Consider the following 16,065-nt stretch of genomic DNA (forward strand, 5'->3'; position numbering starts at 1 on the left):
CTGGACGTGCGGCGGCCCCGCGCGGGGTGTACCCAGGACCCAGCACGACGAGGCGCAACGGACGGAGGCCACCGTGGGTCGACGCACCCGCCACATCGCGGCGGTCGCCGCGGTCGCGGTCGCACTGCCCCTCGCGGCGTGCGCGGCCGAGTCCGGGCCACCGACGCTCACGTGGTACATCAACCCGGACAACGGCGGCCAGGTCGAGATCGCGGCGCGCTGCACGCAGGAGGCGGACGGCAGGTACCGGCTGGCGACGGAGGTCCTGCCGCGTGACGCGGCGTCGCAGCGGGAGCAGCTCGCGCGGCGGCTCGCGGCGAAGGACTCGTCGATCGACATCATGAGCCTCGACCCGCCGTTCATCCCCGAGCTCGCGGAGCCCGGGTTCCTCGCGCCGATCCCGAAGGACGTGGCCCAGAAGGTCACGACCGACGTGGTGCAGGGTGCGCTGGATGGCGCGACGTGGAAGGACGAGCTCGTCGCGATCCCGTTCTGGGCGAACACGCAGCTGCTCTGGTACCGCAAGTCGGTCGCCGAGGCCGCGGGGCTGGACCCCGCCAAGGAGCCGGTGACGTGGCAGCAGATCATGGACGCCGCCAAGGAGCAGGGGAAGGTCCTCGGTGTGCAGGGCGCGAAGGCCGAGTCGCTCACGGTGTGGGTGAACGCGCTGGTCGAGTCCGCGGGCGGGCACGTGCTGGAGAACCCCGAGGCCCCGGCCGACGAGCTGCGCCTCGGGCTCGAGTCCGACGCGGGCCGCGCCGCGGCCGAGATCATCGGCACGATCGGGCGCGAAGGGCTGGGCGGTGCGGGCCTGCCCACCGCCGACGAGAACGCGACCATGACCGTCTTCCAGCGGGACAGCGGCTCGTTCATGGTGAACTGGCCGTTCGTGTGGTCGGCGACCAACGCCGCGGTCGAGGACGGCACGCTCGACGCGTCGCTCGTCGACGACATCGGCTGGGCGCTGTACCCGCGCGTCGACGCGGACACCGAGTCCCGCCCGCCGTACGGCGGCATCAGCCTGGGCATCGGCGCGTTCAGCGAGCACGTCGACCTCGCGCTCGAGGCGGCGCAGTGCATCGTCACCCCCGAGAACCAGGCCGAGTACTTCGCGACGAACGGCAACCCGCCCGCGTCGACGAAGGCGTACGACGACCCCGCGGTCCACAAGGCGTTCCCCATGGCGGACGTCATCCGCGAGTCGCTCGAGCAGGCCGCGCCGCGACCGCAGACGCCGTACTACAACGAGGTGTCCACCGGCCTGCAGGAGACGTGGCACCCGCCGGCCGACGTGGACCCCGACACCACGCCGCGCCGGTCCACCGACTTCATCACCGCCGTCCTGCGAGGGGAGGCGCTGCTGTGACCACGTCCATCCCGCCGGGGGCCGGAGCGGACGCCCGGTCCCGGACCGCCCCCGACCCGGGCACGGGCACCACCAGGCGCGGGCGGCCGCGCCTGAGCGACCGCGCGCGGGACGAGGCGCGGCTCGGCTGGTGGCTCGCCGGCCCCGCGTTCGTCGTGATGGTCGCGGTGACCATCTACCCGATCCTGCAGGCGTTCTACGACTCGCTGTTCTCCTACCGGCTGACCGCACCCGACGAGCGTGCGTTCAACGGCGGTGAGAACTACGTCGTCGTGCTGAGCGACCCGGTGTGGTGGCAGGCGTTCGCGGTGACCGCGCTCATCACGGTCGTCACCGTGCTCGTCGAGCTCGTGCTGGGCTTCCTGCTCGCGCTCGTCATGCACCGCGCGATCCAGCGGCTGCGCGGCGTCCTGCGCACCGCGATCCTCGTGCCCTACGGGATCATCACGGTCGTCTCCGCGTTCGCGTGGTTCTACGCGTTCGACATCAGCTCCGGGTTCGTCAACCACTGGTTCGACTGGGTGCCGGGCGTCGACCCGGACCTCAACTGGTTCGCCCACCAGGGCACGAGCCTGGCCGTCATCATGGCGTCCGAGATCTGGAAGACCACGCCGTTCATCTCGCTCCTGCTGCTCGCGGGGCTCTCGCAGGTCCCCGGTGAGCTCGAGGAGGCGGCGGAGGTCGACGGCGCGACGTGGGCGCAGCGGCTGCAGCGCGTGGTCCTGCCGAACATGAAGGCGGCGATCATGGTCGCGGTCCTGTTCCGGGCGCTGGACGCGTTCCGCATCTTCGACAACGTCTTCATCATGACGAACGGCGCGAACGGCACGACGGTGCTGTCCCTGCTGGCCTACCGCACGTCGATCGGGCGCCTCGAGATCGGCCTCGGCTCCGCGATCTCCGTGCTGCTGTTCTTCTGCGTCATCGGGATCTGCTTCATCGCGATCAAGCTGTTCAAGGTGGACCTGGCCAGCGCGAGGGGGAGGGCTGATGCGCACGCTCACGACCCGCATGAAGGTCGGGTGGGCCGTCATCACCGTCGTCGTCATGGTGTGGGCGCTCCTGCCCGTCGTGTCGATCATCGCGACCTCGTTCAAGCTGCCCAGCCAGCTCAACCTCGGCACGTTCTGGCCCAAGACGTGGACGACGACGAACTACGAGCAGATCTTCGTCGGCTCCGCGAAGGACCTGTTCCTGCCCGCGCTGCGCAACTCCATCGGCATCTCGCTGATCGCCACGTTCGTCGCCGTGGTCCTCGCGACCCTGGCGGCGTACGCGATCGCGCGGCTCGACTTCCGCGGCAAGCGGCTCATCCTCACCACCGCGCTCGGCGTCTCGATCTTCCCCGTCATCTCGATCGTCACGCCGCTGTTCAACCTGTGGCGCAACATCGGCCTGTACGACACGTGGCTCGGCCTGATCATCCCGTACCTGTCGCTCACGCTGCCGATCTCCATCTGGACCCTCGCCGCGTTCTTCCGGCAGATCCCGTGGGAGCTCGAGCAGGCCGCGCAGGTGGACGGCGCGACGCCGTGGCAGGCGTTCCGCAAGGCGATCGTGCCGCTCGCCGCACCCGGGGTGTTCACGACCGCGCTCATCGCGTTCTTCATCGCGTGGAACGACTTCGTCTACGGCATCTCGCTGACCTCGACGTCCGCCGCGCGGCCGGTCCCCGCCGCGCTCGCGTTCTTCACCGGCGCGTCGCAGTTCGAGGAGCCGACGGGCGCGATCTCCGCCGCCGCGGTCGTCGTGACCGTCCCCGTCGTCATCCTGGTGCTGCTGTTCCAGCGCCAGATCGTGTCCGGCCTGACCCAGGGCGCCGTCAAGGGCTGAACAAGGAGACTTCCGATGGCCGCCATCACCCTCAAGGACATCGTCAAGCGCTACGGCGACGGGTTCCTCGCCGTCAAGGGCGTGAGCCTCGACATCGCGGACGGCGAGTTCGTGATCCTCGTCGGGCCGTCCGGCTGCGGGAAGTCCACGCTGCTGCGCATGATCGTCGGGCTCGAGGACATCACGTCCGGCGAGCTGCGCATCGGTGACGAGGTCGTCAACGACAAGGCGCCCCGCGAGCGGCACCTCGCGATGGTGTTCCAGAACTACGCGCTGTACCCGCACCTGACGGTGTTCGAGAACATCGCGTTCCCGCTGCGCCTCACCAAGGGCCAGTTCACCGACGACGAGATCCGCGCGAAGGTCGAGCACGCCGCGTCCACCCTCGAGCTCCAGGACCACCTGCAGCGCAAGCCCGCGAACCTCTCGGGCGGCCAGCGGCAGCGCGTCGCGATGGGCCGGGCGATCGTGCGCGACGCGAACGCGTTCCTGTTCGACGAGCCGCTGTCGAACCTCGACGCGAAGCTGCGCGGCCAGATGCGCACCGAGATCGCCCGCATGCAGCGCCGGCTCGGCACGACGACCGTGTACGTCACGCACGACCAGACCGAGGCCATGACCCTCGGCGACCGCGTCGCGGTGCTGCGCAAGGGCGAGCTCCAGCAGGTCGCCTCCCCGCGCGGGCTCTACGAGCAGCCCGTCAACCTGTTCGTCGCCGGGTTCATCGGCTCGCCGCCCATGAACTTCCTGCCGGGCGAGGTCGTCGACGGCGAGCTGCGCCTGCCGTTCGCGCAGGTCCCGCTGTCCGACGACCTGCGCTCGCGGATCGGTGATCGGGGCGTCGTCATCGTGGGGCTGCGCCCCGAGCACTTCGCGGACGCCGCGCTGCTCGAGGACGGCAAGCGCGACGCCGGCCACACGTTCGACACCGAGGTCGACGTCACCGAGTGGCTCGGCTCCGACCTGTACGCCTACGTGCCGTTCGAGACGAGCCACGAGGTCGCGGGCACGCTCGAGGAGCTCGACCGCGACCTCGACGGCGAGGGCCTGCGCACGCAGCTCGTCGTCGCGCTCGACTCGGAGTCCCGGATCCGGGACGGCGACACCGCGACGCTGTGGTTCGACCCCGCCAAGCTCCTCGTCTTCGACCCGGAGACCGGCGAGAACCTCACGTTCGACGCCGACCGTGCGCGCGAGATCGACGAGCAGAACGAGGCCGACCGCAAGGCGTCGCTCGAGCGGGCGCAGGCGCGCGAGAAGAAGGAGAGCGCCGCGGCCGGTCGGTGACCTCGGGTCAGTCGAGCTCGTGCGCGCGCGGCGGGTTGGCGCCCGCACGCGAGACCGTGACCGCCGCGATGCGCGCGCACCGCCGCAGCACCGCCTCGACGGTCGGTGCCGCGACGTCCCGCAGCGCGGCGCGCCGGTCGGCACCCAGCAGGCCCGCCGACCACAGCCCGTCGACCAGTCCGCCCATGAACGAGTCGCCCGCACCCACGGTGTCGACGACCGTCACGCGCGGGGCCGCGACGCGCACGCGCGCCCCCGCGGCGGTGGCGGCGAACGCACCGTCCCCGCCGTGGGTCACGACGACGAGCGCAGGCCCCCGTTGCGCCCACTCCTCGGCGATCTCCGCGGGCGCGACCCCCGGGTGCAGCCACGCGAGGTCCTCGTCGCTGACCTTCACGACGTCGGACAGCGCGACCATCGCCTCCACGTACGGCAGCGCGTGCCGCGACGTCCCCATGAGCGCGGGCCGCAGGTTCGGGTCGTACGTGACCGTGGAGGTGGGGCGCAGCCGCGTCACCTCGTGCGCGACGCGCGCCGCGCCGGGCTCCAGCACGGCCGCGATCGACCCCGTGTGCACCACGAGCGGCGGGACGTCGTCACCGTCCCACGCGTGCGGCAGGTCCCACTCGAGCTCGAACTCGTAGGTCGCGACCCCCGCGGCGTCCAGGTGCGCGGTCGCGAGCGGCGTGCGCACCGCACCGCGGTCCCCGCGCAGGACGCGCACGCCCGACGCGGCCAGATGGCGGCGCACCAGGTCGCCCTCGGCGTCCACCCCGAGCCACGTGAGCAGGTCGACCGCGCGGCCCAGGCGGCCGAGCCCGAGCGCCACGTTCGCGGGGCTGCCGCCCGGGTGCTCCTCGCGCGTGCCGTCGGCGCGCGCCACGACGTCGATCAGCGCCTCGCCGACGACGAGCGCGCGCTCGTGCGGCGTGCCCGGGGCCACGGGCTGCGCGCTCACGCGTCCCCGTCCTCGTCGCTCGTCCCGCGCGCGGCGGCGAGCCGCTCCCGCGCCCCGTCGAGCCACTGCTGGCACCGCGCCGCGAGCGCCTCGCCGCGCTCCCACAGCGCGAGCGACTCCTCGAGCGACTCGGCGCCGCTCTCGAGCCGCGTCACCACCGCGACGAGCTCGTCGCGCGCCTGCTCGTAGGTCAGCCCGGGTACGTCGTCGTTCGCGGCCTGCGCCGCGGGCGCGGGTGAGGTCTGCTTCGGCACGTCCGCCAGTCAACCAGACCCCGCCCACGCCCGGATCATGGCCCGGCCCGTGCGCCCGGTCTCAGGTGTGCGTGACCTGCGCCGCGAGCTCCCCGCGCGCGACCCGCACGCGCAGCGCGTCGCCCACCGCGACCTCGTCGGGGTCCCGCACGACCGCGCCGTCCGCGCGCTGCACCACCGCGTACCCGCGGTCGAGCGTCGCCGCGGGGGACAACGCCCGCACGTGGCCCGCGAGCCCCCGCACCTCGGTCTGCGCCCGGTCGAGCAGGTGCTCGAGCGTGCGCCGGGCCGACTCGCGCAGCGCGAGCACGCGGGTCTCGTGCGCGTCGACGAGCGTGCCGGGCCGCGCGAGCGCGGGGCGGCTGCGCCAGTGCTCGAGCGCCGTCTGCTCCCGGGCCAGGCGCTGCGTGAGCGCCGCGCGGGACCGCAGCCGGGCCTGCGCGATCCGCGCGCGCTCCTCGGCCACGTCCGGCACCACGCGCTTGGCCGCGTCCGTCGGGGTCGACGCGCGCAGGTCGGCGACGAGGTCGAGCAGCGGTGCGTCGAGGTGGTGCCCGATCGCGCTGACCAGCGGGGTCTGGCACGCCGCGGCCGCACGCACGAGCGCCTCGTTGCTGAACGGGAGCAGGTCCTCGAACGGGCCGCCGCCGCGGGCGACCACGATCACCTCGACCTCGGGCCGCGCGTCGAGCTCCGCGATCGCGGCGCTCACCTCCGGGACCGCGCGCGGGCCCTGCACCGTCACGCGGCGGATCTCGAACCGCACCGCGGGCCACCGGCCGCGCGCGTTCGACACGACGTCGTGCTCCGCGTCGCCCTGCTGCGCGCACACCAGCCCCACGACGGCCGGCAGGAACGGCAGCCGCTTCTTGCGCGACTCGTCGAACAGCCCTTCGGCACCCAGCACGCGCCGCAGGTGCTCGATGCGCTCCAGCAGCTCCCCGAGCCCGACGAGCCGCACGTCGTCCGCCGCGAACGACAGGCTCCCGCGCTTGAGGTGGTACGTGGGCCGCGCGTGCACGACGAGGTGCGCACCGTCACCGACCCCCTTGCCGAGGCGCGCCACGCTCGCCGCGCTCGTCGTCACCGAGATCGACATGTCGACGTCGGTGTCCCGCAGCGTGAGGAAGCACGTGGTGTTCCAGCGCTTGAGGTCGAGCACCTGCCCCTCGATCCAGACCGGCGGCATGCGCTGCACGTAGTCGGCGATCTTGGGCGCGAGGTGGCGCACGGGCCACGGCCGGTCCGGCGTCGTGTCCGCCGCCCGCAGGGGCAGCGGCTCGCGTGGTGTCGTCTCGCTCACGCCCCCAGCCTGCCGCACGCGGCCCACACACCCTCGTCCCGGGCTCGTCCGACGTGCCCACCTGCGGCCCCGGCGCGCCGGGGTGACGACGCGCCGGTCGGGCGTTCCCCCGCACGGGGCGAGCGGTTATGGTCTGCGCGTGCATCGCCGACGGACCCGCCACCCAGCGCGTCATCTGGCGGTCATCTCGGTCCTGGTGCTCGCCGTCCTGCTCGGCGGTGCGACCGCGACGACGTCCGTCGCGCGCGCCCAGGCCGCCTCCGCGGCCCTCTCGCAGGGCGAGTCCGCGGCCCGCCGCGTGAGCGCGTTCTCCGCCGAGCGGCTCTCGCTGCTCGCGGCGCGCAAGGCCCACGAGCTCGAGGTCGCCATCGAGCGTGACCGGGTGCGCCGGCAGATCGAGCTCGACCGGATGGTCGCGGCCTCGCGCCCGCAGCGCTCGGGCGAGGTCGTCGCGACGTTCTCCGGCAACCGGGTCGACGTCGCCCGCACGCCGCCCGAGAGCGGCTCGCCGCCCATGCAGGTGCTGCGCCGCAGCACCGTCGAGGTCGCGATCGCGTCGGCCGGCGAGAAGCGCCTCGTCACGCTCCAGGTCCCGTCCGTCCTGCGCCCCGGACCGGGGTCCAACCGGCAGGTCATGGGGCAGTGGCGCGTCGTGTGCGTGCCGGGCGAGGGCGAGCCCGGCCGCGTCGTCACGAGCGAGGCCGACGACGGCGACGCGACGAGCTCGAAGAGCACCACGCGCAACCTCCTGGCGTGGGACGCGTCGACCGTGACCGTGCGCTCGCTGTTCACGTTCACGCTCCCCGGGACGTACGCGTGCCACGGCAGCTGGGGCGCGCGCAGCTCCGTCGCGGTGCAGGACGACCGCGTCACGCAGATCAGCGCGCAGCCCGGCACGCTCACCGTCTCCGACGTGCTGAACGACGACGTCGACGCCAAGCAGTGCTTCTGGACCCCCCGGTTCGGCACGTCCGGGGCGCTGCCGACGAGCTGCGCGTACAGCTCGCCCCTCCAGGGCGACCAGGCGCGCCTCGTGCCCGGCGGACCGTCCGCGCACGTCAACCGGATGACCGCGTTCGTCGCGGCCCCCACCGACACCGAGCCCGGCCGGTGGATGCGTGCCTCGGCCACGATCCACGTGACCAGCTGCGCCGCCGAGCAGTACCGCGGCACCTGCCGCCCCGAGGACCGCAAGAAGGGCACGTTCACCCGGTTCCTCGGCAAGCTCCTGCTGCGCGACGCGAACGGCGACCCGTACCCCGCCTCGTGCGTGCAGCTCGCGGGCGGTGTCCGGGGGTGGCAGAAGCTCGACGTGTCGGGCAAGGTCCACCACGACCAGCTGCAGTTCGACCTGCGTTTCCGCGTGCTGCCCGGGTGCTCGCCCGAGGTCCTGCTGCTCTCGACGGTGAGCGCGCAGAAGATGAAGGGCGCGACCGCCGGCGAGGTCCACGACCTGTCCTCCCAGATCCTGGTCGTCGTCGACGAGCACGTAGGATCGGGCAGGTGACCAACCGACGCGTGCTCCTCGCCGCCCCCCGCGGCTACTGCGCGGGCGTCGACCGCGCCGTCATCGCGGTGGAGAAGGCGCTCGAGCACTACGGCGCCCCCGTGTACGTGCGCAAGGAGATCGTCCACAACAAGTACGTCGTGGAGACGCTCGCCGCGCGCGGCGCGGTGTTCGTGGACGAGACCGACGAGGTGCCGCAGGGCGCGCGGGTCGTGTTCTCGGCCCACGGTGTCTCGCCCGCCGTGCACGCGGCCGCGGCGGCACGCTCGCTGCAGACCATCGACGCGACGTGCCCGCTGGTGACGAAGGTGCACAAGGAGGCCGTCCGCTTCGCCTCCGACGACTACGACATCCTGCTCATCGGCCACACCGGCCACGAGGAGGTCGAGGGCACGCAGGGGGAGGCGCCGGAGCACATCCAGGTCGTGAACTCCCCGGACGACGTGGACGACGTCGTGGTGCGCGACCCCGCCAAGGTCGTGTGGATCTCGCAGACCACCCTGTCGGTCGACGAGACCATGGAGACGGTGCGCCGGCTGCGTGAGCGGTTCCCGTCGCTCCAGGACCCACCCAGCGACGACATCTGCTACGCGACGCAGAACCGCCAGGTCGCGGTGAAGAAGATCGCGCCGCACTGCGACGTGGTCGTCACGGTCGGCTCGGCGAACTCGTCGAACTCCGTGCGGCTGGTCGAGGTCGCGCTCGAGAACGGGGCGCGCGCGTCCTACCGGATCGACCAGGCGTCCGAGATGGACCCGGCGTGGTTCGTGGGCGCGACGACCGTGGGCGTCACCTCGGGCGCGTCCGTGCCGGAGATCCTCGTGCGCGACGTGCTCGACCGGCTCGCGTCGTTCGGGTTCGCGGACGTCGAGGAGGTCCGCACGGCGACCGAGGACCTCATGTTCTCGCTGCCGCGCGAGCTGCGCGCCGACCTCAAGGCGTCCGGCAACGCGCCGGCCCGCCCGCGTCGCGGCACGCGTCGCTCGCTCGACGTCACGCCGGCCTGACCGACGCCTCGCCCGGCTCGTCCTCGCCCCGCGTGCGGGACGCCTGATCGGCGAGCGCCCGCTCGTCGCGCTGGGTGCTCGTGTCGAAGCCGTCGACGTCGTCGACCTCGTCGGCCTCGTCGAACCGACCACCGGCCCGGTCGCTGCCGTCGAGCCCGTCGAGGCTCACGAGCTGGTCGCTCGCGGACGCCAGCAGCTCGGGGGCGCTGAGCGCCGACAGGCGCGGGTCCGCCGGGGGCGGGCTCACCAGGTCCTCGCTCACCACCCCGAGCTCGGCGAACCGCCGCGCGCTCACCAGGACGCGCGTCTCGAGCGAGCCGACCGTCTTGTTGTAGGCCTCGGCCGCGGCGTCGATCGAGCGCCCCAGGCGCGTCAGGTGCCCGCCGAGCGTGGCGATCCGGCCGTGCAGCTCCTTGCCGAGCGACAGCACCCGCTGGGCGTTCGCCGCGAGCGCGTCCTGGCGCCACGCGTACGCGACCGTGCGCAGCAGCGCGAGCAACGTGGCGGGCGTCGCGACGACGACGTTGCGGTCCGCCGCGTACTCCCACAGCGTCGGGTCCTCCTCGACAGCGGCGTGCCAGAACGCCTCGGTGGGGACGAACATCACGACGAACTCGGGCGCGGGCGCGAACTGGTCCCAGTACCGCTTCGCCGCCAGCGAGTCGACGTGCGCGCGCATGTGCCGTGCGTGCGCCGCGAGCCGCTGCGCGCGCACGCCCTCGTCGGTCGCCTCGTGCGCCTCGAGGAAGCCGAGGAACGCGACCTTCGCGTCCACGACGAGGTGCTTGCCACCAGCCAGGTGCACCACCATGTCCGGGCGCTGCAGGCCCTCGTCCGTGCGCACCTGCTCCTGCTCGACGAAGTCGACGTGCGCGAGCATCCCGGCGGACTCGACGACCCGGCGCAGCTGCGTCTCGCCCCAGCGCCCGCGCACCTGCGAGGACCGCAGCGCGGTGACGAGCTGCGCGGTCTCGGTGCGCACGCGCTCGGACGCCACCCGCATCGTCTCGACCTGCTCCCGCAGCGCGGCGTCGCTGGCCGCGCGCGCCCGGTCCGCCGCGGCGACCTGGCCCCGCACCTCGTCGAGCGTGCGGGTCAGCGGCTCCACGAGCTCGCGGACCGCCTGCTCGCGCTGCGCGAGCTCGCCCACCTGCGTCTGCCGATCCGCGGCGAACCGCTGCGACGCGAGCGCGAGGAACTGCTCGGAGGACTGCGCGAGCGCGTCGGACGCGAGCGCGCGGAACTGCTCGGCCGAGCGCGCCGACGCCTCGAGCGCGGCGGCCCGCTCCGACTCGAGGCGCGCGCCCGCCGCCGCGGCGGCGACCTCCGCGCGCCGCACCGCGGCCTCGGACCGGCGCGACGCGCTCGCCCACGCCACGGCGCCCCCGGCGACCACGCCGACGACCAGTCCCACGAGCACCCCGAGCAGCAGCTGTCCCATGCGCCGAACCGTGCCAGACACCACCGACACCCGTCCCGACCGCAGCTCAGCGGCCCGGTGCGGGACCACGGACCGCCGACGGTGTCGGCGCGCGTCCGTATGCTGACCGCGTGCCCGACGACGTGACGACCTCGCCACCCGCCTCACAGCCCGCCTCTCAGCCGGCCTCTCAGCCCGCATCCCCGGCCGTGCCCCCGGCCATGCCCCCGGCCATGCCCCCGTCCGCCGGAACCGGAGTGCCGACGGCGCGGACCGGCGTGCCCGCGCTCGAGCTGCGCGGGCTCTGGCGCCGGTTCGGCGAGAAGGTCGCGGTCGCGGGCATCGACCTCGTCGTGCCGGCCGGGTCGTTCTACGGCCTCGTGGGCCCCAACGGCGCGGGCAAGACGACGACGCTGTCGATGGCCACGGGCCTGCTCGTCCCGGACGCGGGGCAGGTGCTCGTGCACGGCCAGGACCTGTGGGCCGACCCGGTCGCCGGCAAGGCGCTCATCGGGATCCTGCCCGACGGCGTGAAGCTGTTCGACCGGCTCACGGGCGAGCAGCTCATCACGTACGCGGGCCTGCTGCGCGGGCTCGACCGGGACACGGTCACGCAGCGCGCCCGCGACCTGCTCGTCGCGATGGACCTCGTCGCGGACGCGCGCACGCTCGTCGTCGACTACTCGGCGGGCATGACCAAGAAGGTCGCGCTGGCGTGCGCGATGGTGCACGCCCCGCGCCTGCTCGTCCTCGACGAGCCGTTCGAGGCGGTCGACCCGGTGTCCGCCGCGAACATCCGCGACATCCTCGCCCAGTACGTCGCCTCGGGCGGGACGGTCATCGTCTCGTCGCACGTCATGGACCTCGTGCAGCGCATGTGCGACCACGTGGCGGTCGTCGCGGGCGGGCACGTGCTCGCGGCGGGGACGGTCGACGAGGTGCGCGGCGGCATGAGCCTGGAGGACCGGTTCGTCGAGCTCGTCGGCGGGCGCGTCGCGGGGGAGGGGCTCGCGTGGTTGCGCACCTCGTCCGACTGAAGCTCGCGCTCGTCGCGAACGGTCTGCGGCGCAGCGTCTGGCAGGTCGTGGGGTTCGCGTTCGCCGTGCTGTACGGGCTGGGCATCCTCGCGATCGTCGTCGCGGGGATGGTCGCGGTCGGCACGCAGGACGTCGCGCTGCAGCGGACCGTCACCGTGCTGGTCGGCTCCGCGCTGGTGATCGGCTGGTGGTTCATCCCGCTGCTCGCGTTCGGCGTCGACGCCACGCTCGACCCGGAGCGGTTCGCGACGTTCGCGATCCCGCGGCGCGTGCTCGTCGTCGGGCTCGCGGTCGCGGCGCTCGTGGGCGTGCCGGGCGTGCTCAGCGCGGTCGCGGCGCTGTCGACGAGCCTCGCGTGGTTCCGGCACCCGGGTGCGCTCCTCGTCGGGGTCGTCGCCGCGGTGCTGGGCCTGGCGGTCGCGGTCGTCGGCGGGCGCGCGGTGGTCGCGCTCGCGGCGCCGCTGGTGGCGCGCCGCCGCGCGCGTGAGCTGACGGCGGTCGTGACGCTCCTGCTCGTCGTGAGCATCGGCCCGACGCTCGGCACGCTCACCAACGGCCGTGAGATCAGCCGCGAGACGTTCGACGACCTGGTCGGTGTGCTCGCGTGGACGCCGTTCGGTGCCGCGTGGGCGGCGCCCGCCGACGTCGCCGCGGGGGACCCGGCGCTCGCCGTGGCCCGGCTCGCGATCGCGGGCGTGACCCTCGCGATCGCGCTGCGGCTCTGGGAGGGCGCGCTCGCGCGCACGCTCGTGCAGCCCGTGCACGCCGGCTCCGGCGGCGCACGGCCAGCGGGGCTCGGGGTGCTCAGCCGCGTGCCCGCGACGCCGCTCGGCGCGGTCGTCGGCCGCTGCCTCGTCTACTGGTTCCGCGACCCGCGCTACGCGGTCGCCCTCGCGATCGTGCCGTTCACGCCCGTGATCCTGTGGGTCGTCGGGCGTGGCGGCAACGCGGACCTGGTGCTGGCCTCGGGTGTGCTCGCGGCGTTCGTGTGCGGGTGGGGCGTCAGCTCCGACGTGTCGTACGACGGCTCCGCGTTCTGGATGCACGTGAGCGCGGGCGTGCGCGGAGTGGTCGACCGGCTGGGTCGCGTCGTCGCGTCGGGCATCATCGCGGTCCCGCTCGTCACGACGATCGTCGTCGTGACCGCCGCGGTCACGGACCGCCTCGACGCGGTGCCCGCGCTGCTCGGCGCCGCCGCGGGCGTCATGCTCACGTCCTACGGCGGCGCGAGCATCGTCTCGGCGCTGTTCGTGCAGCCCGTGCAGCAGCCGGGCGAGAACCCGTTCCAGACCCGCCAGGGCGCGTCGATGGCCACGGTGCTCTCGCAGACCGCTGGGTGGGCGCTCGTGCTCGTCGCCGCGTCGCCGCCCGCGCTGCTCGCGTGGTTCGCGGTGTCCCGCTCGTCGGCCGCGCTCGGCTGGGCGGCGCTCGCCCTGGGGGTCGTGCTCGGCGCGGTGTGGCTGACGGTCGGGGTGCGCGTCGGTGGGCGGCTGCTCGACCGCCGTGCGCCCGTCCTGCTGCAGCGCGTCATCGCGTTCGAGTAGCGCCCCCGGTCGGGCGGGCGCGGGTACCCCCGTAGACTTGCCGCCCGTGGCACTCACCATCGGCATCGTCGGCCTGCCCAACGTCGGCAAGTCCACCCTCTTCAACGCCCTGACCCGCGCGCAGGTGCTCGCCGCGAACTACCCGTTCGCGACGATCGAGCCCAACGTCGGCGTCGTGCCGCTCCCGGACGAGCGCCTCACGAAGCTCGCCGAGGTGTTCGGATCGGAGCGCATCGTGCCTGCCACGGTGTCGTTCGTCGACATCGCGGGCATCGTCAAGGGCGCGTCCGAGGGTGAGGGCCTGGGCAACAAGTTCCTCGCGAACATCCGCGAGGCCGACGCGATCTGCCAGGTCACGCGCGCGTTCGCGGACCCCGACGTCGTGCACGTCTCCGGTCAGGTGAACCCGAAGGACGACATCGAGATCATCTCGACCGAGCTGATCCTCGCGGACCTGCAGACGCTCGAGAACGCGATCCCGCGGCTCGAGAAGGAGGTCCGCGGCAAGAAGACGGACCCCGAGGTGCTCGCCGCGGCGCAGCGCGCCAAGGACGTCCTCGAGACCGGCACCACGCTGTTCGCCGCGGGCCTGCGTGACGACGAGCACGTGCGCGCGCTGCAGCTCATGACCTCGAAGCCGTTCATCTACGTCTTCAACACCGACGACGAGGGCCTCGCGGACACCGCGATGCAGGACGAGTTGCGCGCGCTCGTGGCGCCCGCCGACGCGATCTTCCTCGACGCGAAGTTCGAGTCCGAGCTCGTCGAGCTCGACGAGGACGAGGCGCGCGAGATGCTCGAGGCGAACGGCCAGGACGAGGCGGGCCTCGACCAGCTCGCCCGTGTCGGCTTCCACACGCTCGGCCTGCAGACCTACCTCACGGCCGGCCCCAAGGAGGCCCGCGCCTGGACGATCCGCCAGGGCTGGACCGCCCCGCAGGCGGCCGGCGTGATCCACACGGACTTCCAGAAGGGCTTCATCAAGGCCGAGGTCATCTCGTTCGAGGACCTCGTCGAGGCCGGCTCCGTCGCGGCGGCCCGCTCGGCGGGCAAGGCGCGTGTCGAGGGCAAGGACTACGTCATGGTCGACGGCGACGTCGTGGAGTTCCGCTTCAACGTCTGAGCAAGGCCGCCGCGCGACGGGCCGGTTCCCGGCAGCGTCGGCATCTGGGCGCGCGGGGAACCCGGTCGGGCGGCCGGGCGTCAGCTCGTGCGCTGCTCGTCGCCGGCGGGGTCGTCCGCGCGCTCGTCGGGCGCCGGTGTCGATCCTGGAAGGGGATCGCGTACGGCGAGAGCCGGTAGTAACCGATGTGTCGGAGGTACCGGGCGGCCTTGTCCTCGTCAGAGATCACGAGCCCGCGCCCCTCGAGCCGGCTCACGAGTTCTTCGACGGTCATCGCAGGCTTGGTGTACCGCAGCGAGCCTCGCGGACGCAGAGCCCCGTGAGGCACACGGACCCCCTGGGAGACGGAGAAATCCCCCAAGTGCGCTTCTGCGAGAGGCGTGGGGGATCTGGTGCACCGAGGCTCACACGGTGAGGAGCCGCTGAGTCGTGAATCGGCACGCTCTTGTGATGCGCTGGTCGCCCCCCCCCGCGCAGTATCAGGTGCGTCATGTGCGGCATAGGGTTGACAAGGGGCCGACGGAGGGACGAGATGAACGAGCAGCGCCTGTTCCGGATGACGTTCGCGTCGATCTACCCGCTCTACGTGACGAAGGTGGAACGCAAGGGCCGCACGGTCGACGAGCTGCACGAGGTGCTCACGTGGCTCACGGGCTACGACGAGGCGGGGCTGCGCGCCGCGGTCGACTCGCAGGTCGACCTCGAGACGTTCTTCGCCCAGGCGCCAGCGATGAACCCCGACGCGACGCTCATCACGGGGGTGATCTGCGGCTACCGCGTCGAGGAGATCGCCGATCCGCTGGTGCAGCGGATCCGGTGGATGGACAAGCTCGTCGACGAGCTCGCACGCGGCAAGAAGATGACCTCGATCCTGCGCGCCCAGAAGGTGGGCTGACGCGCGACGACGGGCGCGACCGGGGCCCGGCAGCGCCCGCCGTCCTCGGTGCGCGTCAGCTCGCGGCGCGCTTGAGCAGGTCGGCGATCTGCGCCTCGACCTGCGGCGTCAGCGCGGTGATCGCGAACGTCGTGGCCCACATCGGCCCGTCGTCGAGGTTCGCGGGGTCGTTGAACCCGAGCGTCCCGTAGCGCGCCTTGAACTTGGACGCGGGCTGGAAGAACGCCAGGACCTTGCCGTCCTTGGCGTAGGCCGGCATGCCGTACCAGGTACGGGCCGCCAGGTCCGGGGCGTTGTCCTGGACGAGCCGGTGGATCGCCTCGGCGATCACGCGGTCGTCCTCGGGGAGCTCGGCGATCTTCGCGACCACCTCGGCCGCAGCCTGCTCGGGTGTCATCTTCTTCGCCGCGCGCGTCTCCTTGGCGCGCTCCTTGACGGCGGCCTTCTCCTCGTCGGTGAAGCCCTTGCCCTGCTCGTCACGTCCAGCCATGGTCTCGTCCCCTTCGTCGGCGCTCCGTCCGTGGTGCCATG

14 protein-coding genes and 1 pseudogene are annotated in these 16,065 nt (G+C 73.2%); 10 read left to right on the top strand and 5 right to left on the bottom strand.

What is annotated here, in order from left to right:
• The first annotated feature begins 73 nt into the window (after positions 1-73).
• The 4 genes and pseudogenes from CBP52_RS00170 (at position 74) to CBP52_RS00185 (ending at position 4,486) form a co-directional block, all read left to right on the top strand.
• Complete coding sequence (locus tag CBP52_RS00170) at positions 74-1,366, top strand: extracellular solute-binding protein (RefSeq protein ID WP_094179323.1); 1,293 nt, start codon at positions 74-76, stop codon at positions 1,364-1,366.
• Positions 1,367-1,458: 92 nt separating this feature from the next.
• Positions 1,459-2,349: pseudogene (locus CBP52_RS00175) on the top strand (carbohydrate ABC transporter permease); the annotation flags it as partial.
• Between the two features lie 7 nt (positions 2,350-2,356).
• Entirely contained in the window at positions 2,357-3,199 is an 843-nt protein-coding gene (locus CBP52_RS00180; RefSeq protein WP_094179324.1) for a carbohydrate ABC transporter permease, read from the top strand.
• Positions 3,200-3,214: 15 nt separating this feature from the next.
• Entirely contained in the window at positions 3,215-4,486 is a 1,272-nt protein-coding gene (locus CBP52_RS00185) for an ABC transporter ATP-binding protein (protein WP_094179325.1), read from the top strand.
• A gap of 7 nt (positions 4,487-4,493) precedes the next feature.
• Here CBP52_RS00185 and CBP52_RS00190 read toward each other — a convergent pair whose 3' ends face one another.
• The 3 genes from CBP52_RS00190 to xseA form a co-directional block, all read right to left on the bottom strand.
• Positions 4,494-5,444 (bottom strand): carbohydrate kinase, encoded by a 951-nt coding sequence (locus CBP52_RS00190; protein ID WP_198303503.1) that lies wholly within the window; start codon positions 5,442-5,444, stop codon positions 4,494-4,496.
• Positions 5,441-5,698, bottom strand: a complete 258-nt coding sequence (locus tag CBP52_RS00195) for an exodeoxyribonuclease VII small subunit (protein ID WP_094179326.1) — start codon at positions 5,696-5,698, stop codon at positions 5,441-5,443. The genes CBP52_RS00190 and CBP52_RS00195 overlap by 4 nt, the downstream gene beginning before the upstream one ends.
• Before the next feature lie 61 nt (positions 5,699-5,759).
• A complete protein-coding gene (xseA, locus tag CBP52_RS00200; protein ID WP_094179327.1) occupies positions 5,760-7,001 on the bottom strand; it encodes an exodeoxyribonuclease VII large subunit in 1,242 nt (413 codons plus the stop codon).
• 139 nt (positions 7,002-7,140) lie between these two features.
• On the opposite strand from xseA, the gene CBP52_RS00205 reads away from it, so the two are divergent.
• Positions 7,141-8,508, top strand: coding sequence for a hypothetical protein (locus CBP52_RS00205; protein ID WP_157732449.1), 1,368 nt, complete (start codon positions 7,141-7,143; stop codon positions 8,506-8,508).
• Positions 8,496-9,515, top strand: a complete 1,020-nt coding sequence (locus CBP52_RS00210; RefSeq protein WP_094182016.1) for a 4-hydroxy-3-methylbut-2-enyl diphosphate reductase — start codon at positions 8,496-8,498, stop codon at positions 9,513-9,515. The genes CBP52_RS00205 and CBP52_RS00210 overlap by 13 nt, the downstream gene beginning before the upstream one ends.
• Here CBP52_RS00210 and CBP52_RS00215 read toward each other — a convergent pair.
• A complete protein-coding gene (locus CBP52_RS00215; RefSeq protein WP_094179329.1) occupies positions 9,502-10,956 on the bottom strand; it encodes a DNA recombination protein RmuC in 1,455 nt (484 codons plus the stop codon). The genes CBP52_RS00210 and CBP52_RS00215 overlap by 14 nt on opposite strands.
• A 212-nt stretch (positions 10,957-11,168) precedes the next feature.
• On the opposite strand from CBP52_RS00215, the gene CBP52_RS00220 reads away from it, so the two are divergent.
• The 4 genes from CBP52_RS00220 to CBP52_RS00240 all read left to right on the top strand — a co-directional run bounded on the left by CBP52_RS00220 (position 11,169) and on the right by CBP52_RS00240 (position 15,534).
• Positions 11,169-11,972, top strand: coding sequence for an ABC transporter ATP-binding protein (locus tag CBP52_RS00220; RefSeq protein ID WP_232514580.1), 804 nt, complete (start codon positions 11,169-11,171; stop codon positions 11,970-11,972).
• Positions 11,948-13,516 carry a hypothetical protein gene (locus CBP52_RS00225; RefSeq protein ID WP_094179331.1) on the top strand — a complete coding sequence of 523 codons (1,569 nt, stop codon included), beginning with the start codon at positions 11,948-11,950 and terminating at the stop codon, positions 13,514-13,516. The genes CBP52_RS00220 and CBP52_RS00225 overlap by 25 nt, the downstream gene beginning before the upstream one ends.
• A gap of 46 nt (positions 13,517-13,562) precedes the next feature.
• Positions 13,563-14,639: a redox-regulated ATPase YchF gene (ychF, locus tag CBP52_RS00230; protein WP_094179332.1), complete on the top strand. Its 1,077-nt coding sequence runs from the start codon at positions 13,563-13,565 to the stop codon at positions 14,637-14,639.
• Positions 14,640-15,171: 532 nt separating this feature from the next.
• Positions 15,172-15,534, top strand: a complete 363-nt coding sequence (locus tag CBP52_RS00240) for a DUF2200 domain-containing protein (RefSeq protein ID WP_094179333.1) — start codon at positions 15,172-15,174, stop codon at positions 15,532-15,534.
• 55 nt (positions 15,535-15,589) lie between these two features.
• On the opposite strand, the gene CBP52_RS00245 is transcribed toward CBP52_RS00240, so the two are convergent.
• On the bottom strand, positions 15,590-16,024 hold the full coding sequence (locus CBP52_RS00245) for an iron chaperone (protein ID WP_094179334.1): 435 nt from the start codon (positions 16,022-16,024) through the stop codon (positions 15,590-15,592).
• Positions 16,025-16,065: the final 41 nt, after the last annotated feature.

Source organism: Cellulomonas sp. PSBB021 (genome assembly GCF_002240455.1).
Lineage (GTDB): Bacteria > Actinomycetota > Actinomycetes > Actinomycetales > Cellulomonadaceae > Cellulomonas > Cellulomonas uda.

Excerpts from the sequence above, each read along its gene's own strand:
- CBP52_RS00220 (WP_232514580.1), top strand. The coding sequence starts at position 11,169 with ATGCCCCCGTCCGCCGGAACCGGAGTGCCGACGGCGCGGACCGGCGTG.
- CBP52_RS00215 (WP_094179329.1), bottom strand. The coding sequence starts at position 10,956 with ATGGGACAGCTGCTGCTCGGGGTGCTCGTGGGACTGGTCGTCGGCGTG.
- CBP52_RS00245 (WP_094179334.1), bottom strand. The coding sequence starts at position 16,024 with ATGGCTGGACGTGACGAGCAGGGCAAGGGCTTCACCGACGAGGAGAAG.
- CBP52_RS00185 (WP_094179325.1), top strand. The coding sequence starts at position 3,215 with ATGGCCGCCATCACCCTCAAGGACATCGTCAAGCGCTACGGCGACGGG.
- CBP52_RS00240 (WP_094179333.1), top strand. The coding sequence starts at position 15,172 with ATGAACGAGCAGCGCCTGTTCCGGATGACGTTCGCGTCGATCTACCCG.
- CBP52_RS00180 (WP_094179324.1), top strand. The coding sequence starts at position 2,357 with ATGCGCACGCTCACGACCCGCATGAAGGTCGGGTGGGCCGTCATCACC.